The organism is Streptomyces sp. NPDC024555, assembly GCF_055559335.1.
This window is the reverse complement of the sequence record NZ_JBVHKV010000032.1, coordinates 1-17,234: the sequence shown is the minus strand read 5'-3', so window position 1 is coordinate 17,234 and position 17,234 is coordinate 1. Positions and strand designations below refer to the sequence as shown.

The window sequence follows — 17,234 nt, the reverse complement described above, 5'->3', positions numbered from 1 at the left end:
GGGCGCCGGTCAGGCCCGTGAGAGACGGCGACCGGTGTCCCGCCCGCGTATCGCCGTGCCGTCCCGCCCGGCGGCGCGCTCCGCGCGCCTGGCCCTGCGCCGCTCCCGGCGCAGCCGCCGGGCCGAACTGCTGGGCACCGACACCACGCCGTTGCGCTGGTTCCACACCTGGCGGGTGACCCAGACGTCCAGCACCGACCAGGTGGCCACCACCGTGCTGGCCACACTGCTGAGCACCATCGGGAAGGCCAGCCAGGACCCGGCGAGCGACGCCAGGAAGGCGACCATGGCCTGCACGAGGGTCAGCGCCAGGATGAGCACCGCCCGCACGGCGGCCCTGCGCACCGGATCCGGCATCCGCCGCCGCCGGGCCGGCTCCTCGACCCAGAGCTGCGGCCGGGGCGGCTGCGGAGGGCCGGCCGTCCGCGCGGCCGGAACGCCCGTCTCCGTCGACGTCCGGGCCGGTGGCAGCTCCACCGCACCGTGACGCGCCTGCGTGTCCAAGGTCTTCAACTCCCCACCACTGTCCGACTTCAGGGTTGCTGCCCCGCATGCACCCTTTCTACGCCGCCGGGCCGCCCCGGCCGTGTCCGGGGGCACCGTGCACCTCTTCCGCCTCGTACGGAATGACGAGTGGCGGACCGTGAAGATTCCCCCGAAGCGGTATGGAACGCATACTTCCAGCCAACCGGGAGGGTGGGGAAATTGTTGCTCCGACTGGCCTCTTCTGCCGTATTCGCGAATTTCATCTCCCGGAATGCGCGGACAACTCAAGGTCAACTGCCAGTAAGGCGGCCGAAAATCGTCCGGACATGCCTTCGAGTTGTCTGTGAGTCGGTAGTAGGCTCGCGCCGTTTGTTGACGGAACACCGTCCCCGCCCACCGGGGTCGAGCTGGGGGAGACCATGCGCTTTCGCGGAAAGTCCATCCGCAGGAAGATCGTGGCCCTGCTCCTGGTGCCGCTCGTCTCGCTCACCGGGCTCTGGGGCTTCGCCACCTATCTCACCGGCCGCGAGGCCGGACAGCTGCTGAGCGCGAGCGCCGTCGTCGACAAGGTCGGACACCCCCTGGAGGACACCGTCCGGGCCGTCCAGAGCGAACGCCGCCAGACCCTGGTCTTCCTCGCCGACCCCCGCGCCTCCGACGCCCTGCCCGTCCTGCGCCGCCAGCGCGCGGCCACCGACCGGGTCGTGGCCCGTGTCACCTCGGGCGCGCACCAGAAGGACATCCGCGACGCGCTGAGCTCCGACGCGGCCGCACAGCTCGGCTCCATCCTCGGCGCCGTCGAGGAACTGGGCGCGCTCCGCGACTCCGTGGACCGGCGCAGCATCGGCCGCGACAGGGCGATGGACTACTACAACCGCCTGATCGACCCCTGCTACCGCTTCCTGACCGGCCTGCACACCATGGAGAACGTCTCCATGGACAAGCAGGTGCGCGCGCTGACCGGGGTCTCCCAGGCCCGCGAGATGCTCGCCCGTGAGGACGCCCTCGTCGCCTCCGGTCTCCTGGCCGGACGGTTCACCGCCGCCGAGCTGCGCCGGATCTCCGACCTCGTGGCCAACCGGAAGCTGCTCTACGAGGTCAGCCTCCAGGTGCTCCCCGCCTCCGAACGCGACCGGGTCCAGCAGTACTGGTCGGGTCCCGACAGCGAGCCGCTGCGCACCGCCGAGGAGAAGCTCCTCGCCCAGGGCCCCACCGACAACTCCCGCGCCGTGGACGCAGCGCGCTGGCAGGAGGTGGCGCCCCCGGTCCTGGACCGGCTGGCCAACGACTCGACCGAGATGAACAACCGCTTCCAGGACCGCGGCCGCCCCGCCGGCTACGGCGTCCTGATCAAGGCGGGCATCGCCGGTGTCCTCGGCTTCCTCGCCCTGCTGGTCTCGGTCTTCGTGTCCGTACGGATCGGCCGTGAGATCGTCCGCGACCTCGCCCGGCTCCGCAAGGACGCCCACGAGGTCTCCGGCGTCCGGCTGCCGAGCGTGATGCGCCGCCTCGCCGCGGGCGAACAGATCGACGTCGAGACCGAATCGCCGCACCTCAGCTACGAGAAGGACGAGATCGGCCAGGTCGGCCAGGCCCTCAACACGCTCCAGCGCGCCGCCGTCGAGGCGGCCGTCAAACAGGCCGACATGCGCCGCGGCGTCTCCGAGGTCTTCGTCAACCTCGCCCGCCGCAACCAGGTCCTGCTGCACCGCCAGCTGACGCTCCTGGACACGATGGAGCGCCGTACCGAGGACACCGACGAACTCGCCGACCTCTTCCGCCTCGACCACCTCACCACCCGCATGCGCCGCCACGCCGAGGGCCTGGTGATCCTCTCCGGAGCCGCCCCGTCCCGGCAGTGGCGCAAGCCGATCCAGCTCATGGACGTCGTCCGCGCGGCCGTCGCCGAGGTGGAGGACTACGAGCGGATCGAGGTCCGGCGGCTCCCGCGGCTCGGCGTCGGCGGCCCCGCCGTCGCCGACCTCACCCACCTCATCGCCGAACTCCTGGAGAACGCCACGGTGTTCTCGCCCCCGCACACCGCGGTCCAGGTCCACGGCGAACAGGTCGCCAACGGCTTCACCCTGGAGATCCACGACCGGGGCCTCGGCATGCCGCCCGAAGCGCTCCTGGACGCCAACCTCCGGCTGGCCGAGACCCCCGAGTTCGAACTCTCCGACACCGACCGGCTCGGCCTCTTCGTGGTCAGCCGCCTCGCCCAGCGCCAGAACGTCCGGGTCTCCCTCCAGACCTCGCCCTACGGCGGCACCACCGCGGTCGTCTTCATCCCCGCGGCGCTGCTCACCGACGCCCCGGAGTCGCACGGCACCGGGTTCCGCCTGGACCGCAGGTCCGAGAAGGCGATCGCCAGCAGCAGGCCCGGCGGCGAACCGGCGAAGGACCGGGACGAGGACCCCTCCGGCGCCCGCCGGCCGCGGCCCGCCGGCGCGCAGGACCGGCCCGGAAGCCTCTCGCCCGTGCCCAGCGGTCTGCTCGACGGCCCCGTGGAACTCGAAGGCCCGGTCCGGCCCCTGGACTTCGACCGCGACCCGCTGCTCGAAGCGGTCGCGGGCCGGGGCCCCGCCCGGACGGAGGACGGCGTCCACGACCTGGAGGACACCGAGAGCGAGCGCGGCGGCATCTTCCGCGCCCGCGAACTGCGCCGCGACGGCGACCGGGACCAGCACCAGCAGGCCGCCGACCGCACCTCGGGCCCGGACGCGGTGCGCCCCCTGCGGCCGGGCGGCGCCCGCCCGCTGCCCCGCCGCACGCCCCCGACACTGGTCAGCGACCGGGGCCGCCGGGTCGACGAGGACGGCCGCGCCCATCCCACCGGCGGCGACCGGGAGGCCGCGCGCCCCGCGACCGGACCCGTACCGGCCGAGATCGCGCGCCGCCCCGCCGAACCCCCGGCGACGCCGCCGGTCCCGGCGCCCCGGTCCGCCGCACCCGCCGCGGCCCCCGTGCCGCCCCCGCCCGCCGCGCCCGACACCGTGGGCGGTCTGCCCCGGCGGGTCCGGCAGGCCAGCCTCGCCCCGCAGCTCCGCGACGAGCCGGCCGGCCGCACGGCCGTACCGGACCGGGTGGAGAGCATCGAGGACATCGAGCGCGACGCGGACGAGGTACGCGACCGCATGGCCTCGCTCCAGCGCGGCTGGCAGCGCGGACGCCGGCAGAACGCCGAGGACACGACCCGCCCCGGCGACCCAGCACGAGGAACCACACCAGGAGGGGACGGTCCATGACCGCACCGCACGCCTCAGCACTCAACACCGCACGTCAGGGGTCGGGTGAGCTCAACTGGCTGCTCGATGAACTGGTCGGGCGCGTCACCAGCGTCCGCAAGGCGCTCGTGCTCTCCAGCGACGGTCTGCCCACCGGCGCCTCCCAGGAGCTGACCCGCGAGGACGGCGAGCACCTGGCCGCCGTCGCCTCGGGGTTCCACAGCCTGGCCAAGGGCGTCGGACGGCACTTCGACGCGGGCCGGGTCCGCCAGACCGTCGTGGAACTCGACGAGGCGTTCCTCTTCGTGACCGCGGCGGGCGACGGCAGCTGTCTGGCCGTGCTGGCCGACTCCGACTCGGACGTGGGCCTCGTGGCGTACGAGATGACGCTCATGGTCAAGCGCGTGGGCGCCCATCTGGCCAACGCGCCCCGTACGTCCGGTCCGTCCTCCGGAGGGTGAGTGGACGCAATGAGCGCCGGCCGATCCGGCACCCCGGACATCCCGGGCGATCCGCAGTCCTCGCGCTGGTACGACGCCGACGCGGGGCCGGTGGTCCGCCCGTACGCGATGACGAGGGGACGCACCAGCAGTGCGTCGCGTCACCGCCTCGACCTGATCGCGATCGTCGTGCCCGAACCCGCGGCCGACGATCCCGGACGGGACCAGATGCTCTCGCCCGAGCATGTGGAGATCGTCGAACTCTGCAGTGCGATGCCCCAGTCGATCGCCGAGCTGGCGGCCGGACTCGACCTCCCCGTCGGGGTGGTCCGGGTCCTGGTCGGTGACCTCGTCGAGGACGAGCTGGTGCACGTGACCCGTCCCGTTCCGCCGGCCGAACTGCCGGACGTGAACATTCTTCGCGAGGTGATCAATGGCCTTCGGGCGCTCTAGCCGCAACAGGCGGCCCGTGGAGCCGGTTACCCTCAAGATCCTGGTGGCGGGCGGCTTCGGAGTGGGCAAGACGACCCTGGTCGGGGCGGTCAGCGAGATCAGACCGCTGCGCACCGAGGAGCGGCTGACCGAGGCGGGGCGTCCGGTGGACGACCTGGACGGCGTCGAGGCGAAGACCACGACGACCGTGGCGATGGACTTCGGCCGGATCACCCTCCGCGAGGACCTGGTCCTCTACCTCTTCGGGACCCCCGGACAGGACCGGTTCTGGTTCCTCTGGGACGAGCTGGCGCAGGGGGCGCTGGGCGCGGTCGTCCTCGCGGACACCCGGCGGCTGGCGGACTGCTTCGCCGCGGTCGACTACTTCGAACGGCGCGCGATCCCCTTCGCCGTCGCCGTCAACTGCTTCGAGGGCGCCGAGCGGTTCGCCGCCGGGACGGTGCGGGCCGCGCTCGATCTGGACCCGCAGGTGCCGGTGCTGATGTGCGACGCCCGGGACCGCCCGTCGGTGCGTGACGTCCTGGTCGCGGTGGTCGAGCACGCGGTGGCCCAGGTGGAGGCGGTACGCGAACCCGCCGCCACCTGAGCCGTGCGGCGCGCCGGGCTCAGCGCACCGCCACGATCGCCGAGCCGTGGCCGAACAGCCCCTGGTTCACGGCCAGACCGGTCCGGGCGCCCGGGATCTGCCGCTCGCCCGCCGTGCCGCGCAGCTGCCGGGTCAGCTCGCAGACCTGGGCGACGGCCTGGGCCGGCACGGCCTCGCCGAAGGAGGCCAGGCCGCCGCTCGGGTTGACCGGCACCCTCCCGCCGAGCGCGGTGGCCCCCGAGCGCAGCAGCGCCGCGCCGCCGCCCGGGGCGCAGAGCCCGATGTCCTCGTACCACTCCAGCTCCAGCGCGGTGGACAGGTCGTACACCTCGGCCAGCGAGAGTTCGCCGGGGCCCAGGCCCGCCTCCTCGTAGGCGGCCCGTGCGATCGAGGCGCGGAATCCGGTCGGGGCGGGCTCGACGGCGAGGGCGGAGTCCGTCGCGATGTCGGGGAGGTCGAGCACGGTCCTGGGGTAGACGGGGGTCACCGTCGCCACGGCGCGGATGCGGACCGGGTCGGCGGCCCCGTGGCGCCGGGCGAACTCCATGCTGGACAGCACCAGGGCGGCCGCGCCGTCGGAGGTGGCGCAGATGTCGAGCAGCCGCAGCGGATCGGCCACCACGGGGGAGGCCGCGACCTCCTCGGCGCTGACCGGGGTCCGGTAGCGGGCGTCCGGGTTCAGCGCCCCGGCCGCCGCGTTCTTCACCTTGACCCGGGCGAAGTCCTCCGGGGTGTCCCCGTACAGCGCCATCCGGCGGCGGGCGTACAGGCCGAAGTACGCGGGGTTCGTCGCGCCGAGCACCCGGAAGCGCAGCCAGTCCGGATCGTCGGGCCGCTCGCCGCCCGCCGGGGCGAAGAAGCCCTTGGGCGCCGCGTCCGCGCCCACCACCAGCACCACATCGGCCTGGCCGGCCAGGATCTGGGACCGCGCGGTGGCGACGGCCTGGGCGCCCGAGGCGCAGGCCGCGTACACACTCGTGACCCTGGCCCCCTGCCAGCCCAGGGCCTGGGCGAAGGTGGCCCCCGCCACGTATCCGGGATAGCCGCCGCGCACGGTGTCCGCGCCGACGACGGAGCGTACGTCCCGCCACTCGACGCCCGCGTCCGCGAGCGCGGCGCGGGCCGCGGCCGTTCCGTACTCGACGAAACCGCGGCCCCATTTGCCCCAGGGGTGCATCCCCGCCCCGAGGACGGCCACGTCCCCGCTCATGCCGCGCCCTCCCCGGGAGCGGCCGGTACGGGGCGCCAGTGCCAGGTGGCGCGTTCGTCGCCGGTTCCGGCGGCCAGGACGCCCGGCACCACCTCGACCGTCATGCCGACCGCGAGGTCCGAGGGGCGGACGCCCGGGGCGGCCTGCCCCAGCACGACCATCCGCTCGGCCGCCAGCTCCACCGCGACCAGGGTGTACGGCTCCCAGGGCGCGTCCGGGTCCGAGGGGTAGGGGGCGGGCGGCCGGTAGCGGCCGTCGGTGTACGACCAGACGGTGCCGCGCCGCGACAGCGGCACGTCGACCGGCTCGTCGCCCGTACAGCCGGGATTGCGGCAGAAGCCGCGGTGGGGCGGGAAGAAGACCGAGGAGCAGCGCGGGCACCGGGTGCCCAGCAGCCGGAACTCCTCCTCCGTACCGTCCGTGGTGAACCACCCGGCCACCACAGGTATGCGCTCGCGCGGCAAAGCCCCTCCCGGCACTGGATCTGACGGAACGTCAGAAGTGTGCCACGGTCAGCTGTTGTCGGCGAGCCACTTGGCAGCGGTATCGGCCAGCTCCTGGTCCCGGCCGGCCAGCATCATGGCGATCATCTGGGCGTCGCCGCGCAGCGACCAGGCGGGGTGGCCGAAGGTGGCCGGGTTGTTCTTCTCGATGAGGAAGTGCGCGGGCCAGGCCGTTCCGTACCCGATCAGGGGCAGGGCGAGCGCGTACCGCTTCCGGCCGCGCGCCAGCCCGTAGGCGGTGAGGGCGAGACCGGTCAGGGTGCCGGTCAGATGGACCCAGCGGGTCGCCGCGCGGGAGTGCATCGCGACGTAGTAGGGCCAGAACTCTTCGTACGAATCGAACGTCTGCTGTGACATAGGGGCACCGTAATGGCTGGACCGGCAACCGGATACGGCGGATCCGCGTCCGAGTAGACGAGCGGGCGGCCGGAACCCACGGGGGTGGTCCCGGCCGGCCGCTCGTCCGGATCCGGCACCCGTCAGTGACCGGCGACCGACCTGCGGGCCACCGGGAAGTCGAAGTAGGTGTCCGGGAAGGTCTCCGGCTTGAAGGTGTAGTGCCACCACTCCTCGGCGAGGTTCACGAAGCCCAGGTCCGTGAGGGTCCGCTTGAGGAACTGGCGGTTGGCCCGCTGGACGCCCTGGATCCGCGGATCGTCGGTGTGCGAGAGGGTGTCGAAGCAGTCGAATCCGGTCCCCATGTCGACCGAGTTGTCCGGAAAGCGTTCGGCCCGGGGCGCATAGCAGGGGACGAGCGGTTCGCCGGGGCGGTACGGCCGGGTCGGCGCCGCGGGCAGCCGGACCAGGGTCAGATCCACCGTGCTGCCCCGGCTGTGCCCGGACTTCTCGGCGATGTAACCGTCGGCGAACAGCCGGGTCTTGTCGACCCGCGGATAGAACTCGCCCTTGGTCGTCTCGTCGTCGAGGTCCTTCGCCCAGCGCACGAAGTGGTCGACGGCCCGCTGCGGCCGGTAGCAGTCGTAGACCTTGAGCGAGTAGCCCTGCGGCCGCAGCCGCTGCTGCGCGCGGTGCAGGGCCTCGGCGGCCGGGCGGGTCAGGATGCACAGCGGCTGCCGGTACCCGTCCACCGGCACGCCCATGAAGTCGTGCTCCGTGGGGTAGCGCATCTCCTGGATGATCGTGGGATCCACGGAGGAGAGCGCCACGAACGCGTCGGGGGCCTTCGGTTCGGGTCGCGCCTGCGCCGCCGGGGTGGCGACGGTGGCGGCGAGCAGGGCGGCGGCAGCGGTGGCCAGGACACGGAAGGCGGAAGCGGTACCTGTCATGAGCACATCGAACACCAGGTGGGCGCCGTCCGGAGGCACATCGGATACAGTCCGCGCGTCCCCGCGACGACGCGGCGGCCGCACACGAGGAAGACGGAGAGACCCGTGATCCACTCCCACTGCGGCGACTGCGGAACGCCCTACACCGGCCTCCCGTCGCCCGGCACCTGGCCCCGCACCTGCGCCGCCTGCGGCACCACCGCCTACCGCAACCCCCTGCCGGTCGCCGTCGCCCTGCTCCCCGTCACCGGCCCGGACGGCACCGGACTCGTCGTCATCACCCGCACCGTCGCCCCCCACATCGGCGGCACCGCCCTGCCCGGCGGCTTCGTCGACCACGACGAGGACTGGAAGCACGCCGTCGTCCGCGAACTCCGCGAGGAGACCGGCATCGAGGCCACCGCGGCCGAGGTCCGCCTCGCCGACGCGCTCAGCGACACCGCGGGGTACCTCCTGCTCTTCGGACTGCTCCCCGCCCGGCCGCTCGCCACCCTCCCGCCGTCCGCCCCCACCGACGAGACCTCCGGTTACGCGATCCTCCGCGCCCCCGCCCCGCTCGCCTTCCCCCTCCACACCGAGGCCGCCGACGCCTGGTTCGCGGGCCGCTACCGCTGACGGGCCGGGCCGGGCCGCGTACCGGTCCGCCGTCGAGGGGCCCGCACCCCGGTCCGGACCGTCGGGCCCCGTCCAGACCGGGCCGCCCGGAGCATCCCGCTCCCGGACCGGCAGGCCGTCCTGGGCGCCTCACACCCCCCGCACCCGGACCGGCAGATCCACCGCCGTCCCCTCGCCGTCCCGCTCCACCACCACCCGGCCCTCCGACCACCGCGAGGCGTACCGCTCGACCACCACCGGCTCCCAGCCGTCGCCCGCATCGCGCACCACCGAACCACCGCCCGTACGGCCCCGGACCGGAGCCCACACCTCCAGCTCCAGCCCCCCGTCCGCACACCGCACCGGAAGCACCGCACCCGCCCGCGCCAGCACCGGCACCCGCGTCAGCGGAGCCTCGACCTCCACCCGCCCCGGCCCCTCGTACACCGCGCCGCTCACCGTGTCGTACCACCGCCCCGGCGGCAGCCGCACCGACCGCCGCGACACCCCGGGCTCCAGCACCGGCGCCACCAGCAGCGCCTCGCCCAGCAGGAACGCGTCCCCGCACTCCCGCAACAGCCGGTCGCCCGGCGTCGACCACCACAGCGGACGCACGTACGGGGAGCCCGTCAGCCACGCCAGCCGGGCCAGCGTCGTCCAGTACGGACGCAGCCGCTCCCGCTCCCTCAGCACCGCCCGCGCCCCCTCCAGCACCACCGGGCCGAACTCCCACGGCTCCCGGCGCCCCGCGTCGATCGCCGCGTGCGTACGGAACAGCGGAAGATACGCCCCCAGCTGGAACCACCGCAGATACAGCTCCGGCGACGGCGACCCGTCGAAACCGCCCACGTCCGGCCCCGAATAGGGGACTCCGCACAGCCCGAGACCCAGCACCAGCGCCAGCGAGGCCCGCAGCCCCGGCCAGCCCGTCGCCACATCACCCGACCAGGTGCCCCCGTACCGCTGCATCCCCGCCCACCCCGAACGCGAGAACAGGAACGGCCGCTCGGCGGGACGCAGCCGGGCCAGTCCCTCGTACCCGGCGCGCGCCATGGCCAGGCCGTACACGTTGTGCGCCTCGCGGTGGTCGCCGCCCCGCCCCTCCAGGACGTGCCGCGCCGACCGCGGCAGCGTCGTCCCGCCGAACGCGGAGAACGACACCGGCTCGTTCATGTCGTGCCAGACACCGGAGAACCCCTGCGCCAGCCGCTCCTCGTACCACCCGCCCCACCACGCCCGCACCTGCGGATCCGTGAAGTCCGGATACACGCACTCACCCGGCCACACCTCCCCGCGCACCGCCCGCCCCCGCGCGTCCCGCACGAACGCCCCCGCCGCACCGACCGCCGCACCCGAATCGAACACCGGATCACCCGGCGTCGCCGCCACCGCCGGGTCCACGATCGACACCAGCCGCACCCCGTCCTCGCGCAACTCCTTCGCCAGCCCCGGAAGATCGGGGAACCGCCCCCGGTCCACCGTGAACACCCGGTACCCGTCGAAGTGGTCGATGTCCAGATGCAGTCCCGACAACGGCAGCCCCCGCTCCCGGTACCCGGCCGCCACCCGGCGCACCTCCCGCTCGCTCCCGAAACCCCACCGGGCGTGCTGCGGCCCCAGCGCCCACGACGGCGGCACCGCCGGCGCGCCCGTCAGCGCCGTCCACCCCTGGAGCACCCGGGCCGGCGTCCCCGCCACCACCCAGCAGCGCAGCGGCCCGCCCTCCATGCGCACCTCGGACGCGCCCGGTCGGTCGTGCCCCGAACCCGCCCCCTCCTCGCCCTCGCGCAAGGTCACCCGGCCCGCCCACGGATTGTCGTGGAACGCCAGATGCGTCCCCGCGTCCGAGACCACCATCTGCACCGGCATCGTCAGATACAGCGGATCGTCCCCCGGCCCGAACCGTCCGCCCGGATCGGTGTTCCACAGCGTGTACACCCCGTCCCCCAGCCGGGGCCCCGAAGCCCGCCCGCCCAGCCCGAAGAACCGCGCGTCCGCCGGAAGCTCCGACCGCTGCACCCACCGCGCCGCACCCCCCGCCACCGGCTCCCACCACCGCGGCGGCAGCTCCCGCCGCAGCACCACCCCGCCCGGCGTCCGCAGTTCCACCGCGCCGTGCCGCGACACGGCCACCGTCAGCCGCTCCGACACCACCTGCCAGCCGCCGTCCTTGTCCGGTTCCAGCACCGCGCGCGGATCGGCCTCCGGGACCGCGTCCGGCAGTGCGTACGACGGCAGCGGCTCCGCCCCGTCCCAGCCCCAGAACACCGCCCCGCCCACCGCCACCCGGATCCGCAGCTCCGAACGGGCGAACCGCACCGTGCCGCCCCCCGGCCCCGGCTCCGCGTCCACGACGGTCCCCGGCACCCGCGCCCGTTCCGGTCCCCGCGCGGGCAGCGCCCGCGCGTCCGTCCGGGCCCGCCGCCACGCCGAGCGCACCGTGCGCAGCCCCTGCCTCGAACCGACCAATTTCACCGAGCGCACCAGGTCACGACCGTCCATGCGGCTCACCCTGCCACCCGGCGATCCGGGAACGGGTTCTGTTCAACTTCCGTTCACCCGCGATCCGGCATGTCACCACCCGCCGGCACGTGGCCGGGCCACATACCGGGACACGCGACCGTGGTCCGGCAGCCCTGGTGCGAAGGACGATCACATGGCATCGTCCGTGAGGCCGCCTCACGCGCACACCCCGGCCCGTGCGCGCGACACACGCACACACCGCGTACCCGTACCGTCAGGGAGCAGCCCCATGACCTCAGCAGCCGACGAAGCCCCTCTGTGGCAGCCCGGCCCGGACCGCATCGCGGCCGCGGCCGTCACCCGCTTCCAGAGCTGGGCGGCCGCGCACCACGGAGCCCCGGCCGACGGCGGCTACGCGAGCCTGCACCGCTGGTCCGTCGAGGAACTCGACACCTTCTGGCAGGCCGTCGCCGAATGGTTCGACGTACGTTTCTCCACCCCGTACCAGACCGTCATCGGGGATCGGACCATGCCCGGCGCCCAGTGGTTCCCCGGCGCCACCCTCAACTACGCCGAACACGCGCTGCGCACCTCCGAGGACCCCTCGCGGGCCGACGCCCCCGCCCTGCTCCACGTCGACGAGACCCACACCCAGGTCCCCGTCGCCTGGTCGGAGCTGCGCCACCAGGTCGGCTCCCTCGCCGCCGAACTCCGCGCCCTCGGCGTCACCCCCGGCGACCGGATCAGCGGCTACCTCCCCAACATCCCGCAGGCGGTCGTCGCCTTCCTCGCCACCGCCGCCGTCGGCGCCGTCTGGACCTCCTGCGCCCCCGACTTCGGCGCCCGCAGCGTCCTCGACCGCTTCCAGCAGGTCGAGCCCGTCGTCCTGTTCACCGTCGACGGCTACCGCTACGGCGGCAAGGAGCACCACCGCGCGGACACCGTCGCGGAACTCCGCCGCGAACTGCCCACGCTGCGCGCCGTCGTCCACATCCCACTGCTCGGCACCGAGGCCCCCGAGGGCACCCTGGAGTGGTCGGCCCTCACCTCCGCCGCCACCGAGCCGGTCTTCGAACAGGTCTCCTTCGACCACCCGCTCTGGGTCCTCTACTCCTCCGGCACGACCGGCCTGCCCAAGGCCATCGTCCAGTCCCAGGGCGGCATCCTCCTCGAACACTTCAAACAGATCGGGCTCCACTGCGACCTCGGCCCCGAGGACCGCTTCTTCTGGTACACCTCCACCGGCTGGATGATGTGGAACTTCCTCGTCTCCGGCCTCCTCACCGGCACCACCCTGGTGCTGTACGACGGAAGCCCCGGATTCCCGGACGTCGGCGCCCAGTGGCGCGTCGCCGAACAGACCGGAGCCACCCTCTTCGGCACCTCCGCCGCGTACGTCATGGCCTGCCGCAAGGCGGGCATCCACCCCGGCCGGGACCTCGACCTCTCGCGCGTGCAGTGCGTCGCCACGACCGGCTCGCCGCTGCCGCCCGACGGCTTCCGCTGGCTCCACGACGAGGTCGCCGACGACCTGTGGATCGCCTCCGTGAGCGGCGGCACCGACGTCTGCAGCTGCTTCGCCGGAGCGGTCCCCACCCTCCCCGTCCACATCGGCGAACTCCAGGCCCCCTGCCTCGGCACGAACCTCCAGTCCTGGGACCCGGCCGGCAACCCGCTGACCGGCGAGGTCGGCGAACTCGTCGTCACCCAGCCCATGCCCTCCATGCCGGTCCGCTTCTGGAACGACCCCGACGGCAGCCGCTACCACGACAGTTACTTCGACATGTACCCCGGCGTCTGGCGGCACGGCGACTGGATCACGATCACGGACCGGGGCTCCGTCGTCATCCACGGCCGCTCCGACTCCACCCTGAACCGCCAGGGCGTGCGCATGGGTTCCGCCGACATCTACGAGGCCGTCGAGCGCCTGCCCGAGATCCGCGAATCCCTCGTCATCGGCCTGGAGGAGCCCGACGGCGGCTACTGGATGCCCCTGTTCGTCCACCTCGCCGAGGGCGCCACGCTCGACGACGCCCTGCGCGACAGCATCAAGCGGACCATCCGCGAGAACCTCTCCCCGCGCCACGTCCCGGACGAGGTCATCGAGGTCCCCGGCATCCCGCACACCCTCACCGGCAAGCGCATCGAGGTTCCGGTCAAACGCCTGCTCCAGGGAACCGCCCTGGCCAAGGCCGTCAACCCCGGCTCGATCGACAATCTGGAGCTCCTCCACTTCTACGAGAAGCTGGCCCGCGACCGCCGCTGAGACCACCACTGTCAGTGCCCGTGGTTACGCTGAGTGAGCAATGTTGGACAGCGTACTGGGGGACATCATGGCGCAGACCAGGAACAAGCGGCCCGTCAACCGCGGCCGGACCGGCACCACCACCCTGCGACGCACGCTGCGCCGCGAAGCACCACGCACCATCGGCCTGCTGGCCGACGCGCAGGACTTCGCGGCGATGCGGCGCTACCGCAGCTTCACCTTCGACGACCACGCCGTCTATCTGGAGCAGGTGGAGAGCCTGCTCAAAACCTTCGCCGCCCAGGGCACGCACACCACCGTCGCCCTCTTCGACCCCGAGGAGTACGCGCAGTACTGCACCGAATCGGGCATCGCACCCGACACCCCGACCGGCCGCAGCAGGTTCACCGCGGAGATCGCCGCCTGCGGAGCCACCGTCGCCTACACCGGACAGCCGCTCGACGCCCTCATCCCCCTCCTCGTCTCCCGGGCAGCCCGCCGCGCCACCTGGGAGTACGCCACCGTGCTGCTCGCCGGACTGGGGGACTGCGCCGACTGCGGCCAGGACATCGGCCGCGCGGCCTTCGACCGCGCCTCCCATCTGCTGCTCCGGCTGCTGGCGGCGGCCGGCCCCGGCACCCACCATCTGGTGTGCAGCACGCCCACCGACAACGAACAGCTGCTGGCCGCCCTGCACACCGCACGCGACACCACCGGCCCCGCCCACCTCGACACGGCCGAGGGGGCCGAGTTCGTGACGGTCCTGGCCGTCGGCGTCGGGCTCGACCGGCACGGGGGAGTGGTCCTGAGGACCAGCGCCCCCGACGCCCCCGACCGGGTCCACGGCTGGCGACTGTCCGGCGGTGCCCTCCACCCGCTCACCGCGGGCGAGGTCTTCAGCGCCTACTGCACCGACGCCGAGACCGGCGAACCCGTCTCCCCGGAGCCGGGCGTGGAGTACCGCGCGGGATTCGACATCGGAGCCGACGAACCGGAGGCACACCGCTGAGACGACGGAAGGGGCTCCCTGCCACCATCGGCGGGAAGCCCCTTCCCCTCGCACCGGCCGCGACCGCGGACCGGAGCGGACGGCCCTACTCGCCCGAGAGCACCGCCTGCGCGGCGACGCGTGCCTCCTCTGCGGAGTCCGCGGCCCGCGCGGCCGAAGCGGCCCGCTCGCACTGGGCGAGCGTGTGCTTGGCCAGCGTCGCGCGCACATACGGGATGGACGCGGCGCCCATCGACAGCGACGTCACACCCAGCCCGGTCAGCACACAGGCGAGCAGCGGATCGGAGGCGGCCTCACCACAGACACCACAGCTCTTGCCCTCGGCCCTGGCGGCCTCGGCGGAGAACGCGACCAGGTCCAGCAGCGCCGGCTGCCACGGGTCCTGGAGCCGGGAGACCGCGCCCACCTGACGGTCGGCGGCGAAGGTGTACTGCGCCAGGTCGTTGGTCCCCAGCGAGAGGAACTCGACCTCCTTCAGCACCGAACGGGCCCGCAGCGCGGCCGACGGGATCTCGACCATGGCCCCGAACTTGGCCTGGAGCCCGGCCGCACGGCACGCGTCGGCGAAGGCCTTCGCGTCGGCGCGGTCGGCGACCATCGGCGCCATGACCTCCAGGTGCACCGGCAGCCCCTCGGCGGCCTTGGACAGCGCCGTCAGCTGGGTGCTGAGCACATCCGGGTGGTCCAGGAGGCTGCGCAGACCGCGCACGCCCAGCGCCGGGTTCGGCTCGTCGGCCGGGGTCAGGAACTCCAGCGGCTTGTCCGCGCCGGCGTCCAGCACCCGCACCACGACCCGGCCCTCGGGGAAGGCCTCCAGCACCGCGCGGTACGCAGCGACCTGCTTCTCCTCGGACGGAGCCTGCTTGCTGTCGTCCAGGAACAGGAACTCGGTACGGAAGAGGCCCACGCCCTCCGCGCCCGCCTCGACCGCCGCCGGCACGTCACCGGGCCCCCCGACGTTGGCCAGCAGCGGGACCTTGTGACCGTCGGACGTCGCGCCCGGCCCCGTGGAAGCGGACAGCGCCGCCTTGCGGGCCGCGGCGGAGGCCTCCATCTCGGCGCGCTTCTCGGCGCTCGGCTCGATGAAGATCTCGCCGGTGCTGCCGTCCACGGCGACGACGGTGCCCTCGGCCAGTTCGCCGGCACCGGGGAGCGCCACGACCGCGGGCACACCGAGGGCACGGGCCAGGATGGCGCTGTGGCTGGTGGGCCCGCCCTCCTCGGTGACGAAGCCCAGCACGAGCGCGGGGTCCAGCAGCGCGGTGTCGGCCGGAGCCAGGTCACGCGCGATCAGCACATAGGGCTCGTCGCTGTCCGGCACACCGGGCATCGGCACCCCCAGCAGCCGGGCGACGATACGGTTCCGCACGTCGTCCAGGTCCGCGACCCGCCCGGCCAGGTACTCCCCGGCCCCGGCGAGCAGCGCCCGGTACGAGGCGAACGCGTCGTACACACCGCGCTCGGCGGTGCTCCCGACGGCGATGCGCCGGTCCACGTCCGCCATCAGCTCGGGGTCCTGGGCCATCATGGCCTGGGCCTCCAGCACGTGCTGGGCCTCGCCCCCGGCGAGGTTGCCGCGCGCGATCAGGTCGGCGGCCACGGCCTCCACGGCCTGCCGGGCCCGCCCTTGTTCGCGCTCGGCCTCCTCGGCGGGGATCTGCTTGGCCGGCGGTTCGAGCACAGCCGTGCCCATGTGCCGTACCTCGCCGATCGCCACACCGTGGCTGACGCCTACGCCTCGCAGCGTTGTCTGCATTTCACCCGTCTCCGGTTGTGCGGCGGCCCCTGCCCCCGCGATGGATATCCAGTCGGCTGTCACTGCGCCGAACGTGTCACTGCCAGGCGAACAGGGAGTCGCCGACCTTGACCTCGCCGTCCTCGACGACTCCGGAGAGGGAGTCGGCGGTGGCCTCCAGGGCCACGACGGGGCAGATCGGGGACTTGCCGGCCGCCTCGACGGCCGCCGGGTCCCAGCGGACGACGGACTGACCGCGGGTGACGGTGTCCCCCTTGTTCACGAGCAGCTCGAAGCCCTCGCCGTTGAGCTGGACGGTGTCGATGCCGAGGTGCGTCAGGACTCCGTGTCCCTCGCCGTCCACGACCACGAACGCGTGCGGGTGGAGGGAGACGACGATGCCGTCGACGGGCGAGACGGCCTCCGAGCGCTCGCGCACGGGGTCGATCGCGGTACCGGGACCGACCATCGCGCCGGAGAAGACCGGGTCGGGTACGGCGGTGAGCCCGATGGCACGTCCGGCGAGAGGGGACGTCACAGTGGTCATGGGGGGCCTCCCAGAGTGGAGCTTCGTTGGCGCCGCCGCGACGGGTGGAGGACGGCCTTACTGCTCAGCAGCGTAAGTCATAAGAAGTCCCGGTTCCGCCCGACTCGTGGCGGTTCGAGGACCTAGGGGTGCACCGGAAACGATTTGCCTCGACTCCCGGCGCCCTGTACTGTCGTACTCCTGCCTGGCCCCAACGCGACTTTGAGTCGGGGGTCGGCGGCACCGATTGAGTCCAAACCCTAACCCGAAATCGGGCAGACGCATGTCTGCGGGGGGTTGGTCGGAGGGCTCGGAAGAGCCTGATACAGTCGGTCCGGCCGAAAGGGAAAACGCGAAAGCGAATTCCTGAAAGGCAAAAGCTTGACCCGCTTCGACCGGGAATCGGACACGAAAGAGTCTGATAGAGTCGGAAACGCAAGACCGAAGGGAAGCGCCCGGAGGAAAGCCCCAGAA

15 protein-coding genes are annotated in these 17,234 nt (G+C 73.2%); 7 read left to right on the top strand and 8 right to left on the bottom strand.

Going from position 1 to position 17,234, the window contains the following annotated elements:
• Positions 1 to 9: 9 nt before the first annotated feature.
• The gene (locus ACZ4FH_RS35180; protein WP_467309964.1) at positions 10 to 504 is read right to left on the bottom strand and encodes a hypothetical protein; all 495 of its coding nucleotides are present in this window, start codon (positions 502 to 504) and stop codon (positions 10 to 12) included.
• A gap of 401 nt (positions 505 to 905) precedes the next feature.
• On the opposite strand from ACZ4FH_RS35180, the gene ACZ4FH_RS35175 reads away from it, so the two are divergent.
• From ACZ4FH_RS35175 to ACZ4FH_RS35160, 4 genes are read left to right on the top strand one after another with little or no spacing between them, the layout of a single operon-like run.
• Positions 906 to 3,731 (top strand): nitrate- and nitrite sensing domain-containing protein, encoded by a 2,826-nt coding sequence (locus ACZ4FH_RS35175; RefSeq protein WP_467309962.1) that lies wholly within the window; start codon positions 906 to 908, stop codon positions 3,729 to 3,731.
• Entirely contained in the window at positions 3,728 to 4,171 is a 444-nt protein-coding gene (locus tag ACZ4FH_RS35170; RefSeq protein WP_383650975.1) for a roadblock/LC7 domain-containing protein, read from the top strand. Before ACZ4FH_RS35175 ends, ACZ4FH_RS35170 begins: the two co-directional genes overlap by 4 nt.
• Positions 4,172 to 4,180: 9 nt before the next feature.
• Positions 4,181 to 4,603: a DUF742 domain-containing protein gene (locus ACZ4FH_RS35165; RefSeq protein WP_383650974.1), complete on the top strand. Its 423-nt coding sequence runs from the start codon at positions 4,181 to 4,183 to the stop codon at positions 4,601 to 4,603.
• Positions 4,584 to 5,189 (top strand): GTP-binding protein, encoded by a 606-nt coding sequence (locus tag ACZ4FH_RS35160; protein ID WP_467309959.1) that lies wholly within the window; start codon positions 4,584 to 4,586, stop codon positions 5,187 to 5,189. Before ACZ4FH_RS35165 ends, ACZ4FH_RS35160 begins: the two co-directional genes overlap by 20 nt.
• 19 nt (positions 5,190 to 5,208) lie before the next feature.
• On the opposite strand, the gene ACZ4FH_RS35155 is transcribed toward ACZ4FH_RS35160, so the two are convergent.
• The 4 genes from ACZ4FH_RS35155 to ACZ4FH_RS35140 all read right to left on the bottom strand — a co-directional run bounded on the left by ACZ4FH_RS35155 (position 5,209) and on the right by ACZ4FH_RS35140 (position 8,188).
• A complete protein-coding gene (locus ACZ4FH_RS35155; RefSeq protein ID WP_467309957.1) occupies positions 5,209 to 6,399 on the bottom strand; it encodes a lipid-transfer protein in 1,191 nt (396 codons plus the stop codon).
• Positions 6,396 to 6,863 carry a Zn-ribbon domain-containing OB-fold protein gene (locus ACZ4FH_RS35150; protein ID WP_467309955.1) on the bottom strand — a complete coding sequence of 156 codons (468 nt, stop codon included), beginning with the start codon at positions 6,861 to 6,863 and terminating at the stop codon, positions 6,396 to 6,398. The genes ACZ4FH_RS35155 and ACZ4FH_RS35150 overlap by 4 nt, the downstream gene beginning before the upstream one ends.
• Before the next feature lie 48 nt (positions 6,864 to 6,911).
• Positions 6,912 to 7,259: an Mpo1-like protein gene (locus tag ACZ4FH_RS35145; protein WP_467309953.1), complete on the bottom strand. Its 348-nt coding sequence runs from the start codon at positions 7,257 to 7,259 to the stop codon at positions 6,912 to 6,914.
• A 122-nt stretch (positions 7,260 to 7,381) separates the two neighbouring features.
• Complete coding sequence (locus ACZ4FH_RS35140) at positions 7,382 to 8,188, bottom strand: M15 family metallopeptidase (RefSeq protein WP_467309951.1); 807 nt, start codon at positions 8,186 to 8,188, stop codon at positions 7,382 to 7,384.
• Between the two features lie 105 nt (positions 8,189 to 8,293).
• Here ACZ4FH_RS35140 and ACZ4FH_RS35135 point away from each other — a divergent pair, with 105 nt between their 5' ends.
• Entirely contained in the window at positions 8,294 to 8,803 is a 510-nt protein-coding gene (locus ACZ4FH_RS35135) for an NUDIX domain-containing protein (RefSeq protein ID WP_467309950.1), read from the top strand.
• A gap of 129 nt (positions 8,804 to 8,932) precedes the next feature.
• Here the strand turns inward: ACZ4FH_RS35135 and ACZ4FH_RS35130 are convergent, their stop codons facing one another.
• The gene (locus ACZ4FH_RS35130; protein ID WP_467309948.1) at positions 8,933 to 11,284 is read right to left on the bottom strand and encodes a glycoside hydrolase family 31 protein; all 2,352 of its coding nucleotides are present in this window, start codon (positions 11,282 to 11,284) and stop codon (positions 8,933 to 8,935) included.
• Between the two features lie 250 nt (positions 11,285 to 11,534).
• On the opposite strand from ACZ4FH_RS35130, the gene ACZ4FH_RS35125 reads away from it, so the two are divergent.
• Positions 11,535 to 13,511, top strand: a complete 1,977-nt coding sequence (locus ACZ4FH_RS35125; protein WP_467309946.1) for an acetoacetate--CoA ligase — start codon at positions 11,535 to 11,537, stop codon at positions 13,509 to 13,511.
• 67 nt (positions 13,512 to 13,578) lie between these two features.
• Positions 13,579 to 14,499: a hypothetical protein gene (locus ACZ4FH_RS35120; protein ID WP_467310029.1), complete on the top strand. Its 921-nt coding sequence runs from the start codon at positions 13,579 to 13,581 to the stop codon at positions 14,497 to 14,499.
• An 85-nt stretch (positions 14,500 to 14,584) separates the two neighbouring features.
• Here the strand turns inward: ACZ4FH_RS35120 and ptsP are convergent, their stop codons facing one another.
• Entirely contained in the window at positions 14,585 to 16,255 is a 1,671-nt protein-coding gene (ptsP, locus tag ACZ4FH_RS35115) for a phosphoenolpyruvate--protein phosphotransferase (protein ID WP_467309944.1), read from the bottom strand.
• A gap of 76 nt (positions 16,256 to 16,331) precedes the next feature.
• The gene (locus ACZ4FH_RS35110; RefSeq protein ID WP_383650964.1) at positions 16,332 to 16,781 is read right to left on the bottom strand and encodes a PTS sugar transporter subunit IIA; all 450 of its coding nucleotides are present in this window, start codon (positions 16,779 to 16,781) and stop codon (positions 16,332 to 16,334) included.
• Positions 16,782 to 17,234: the final 453 nt, after the last annotated feature.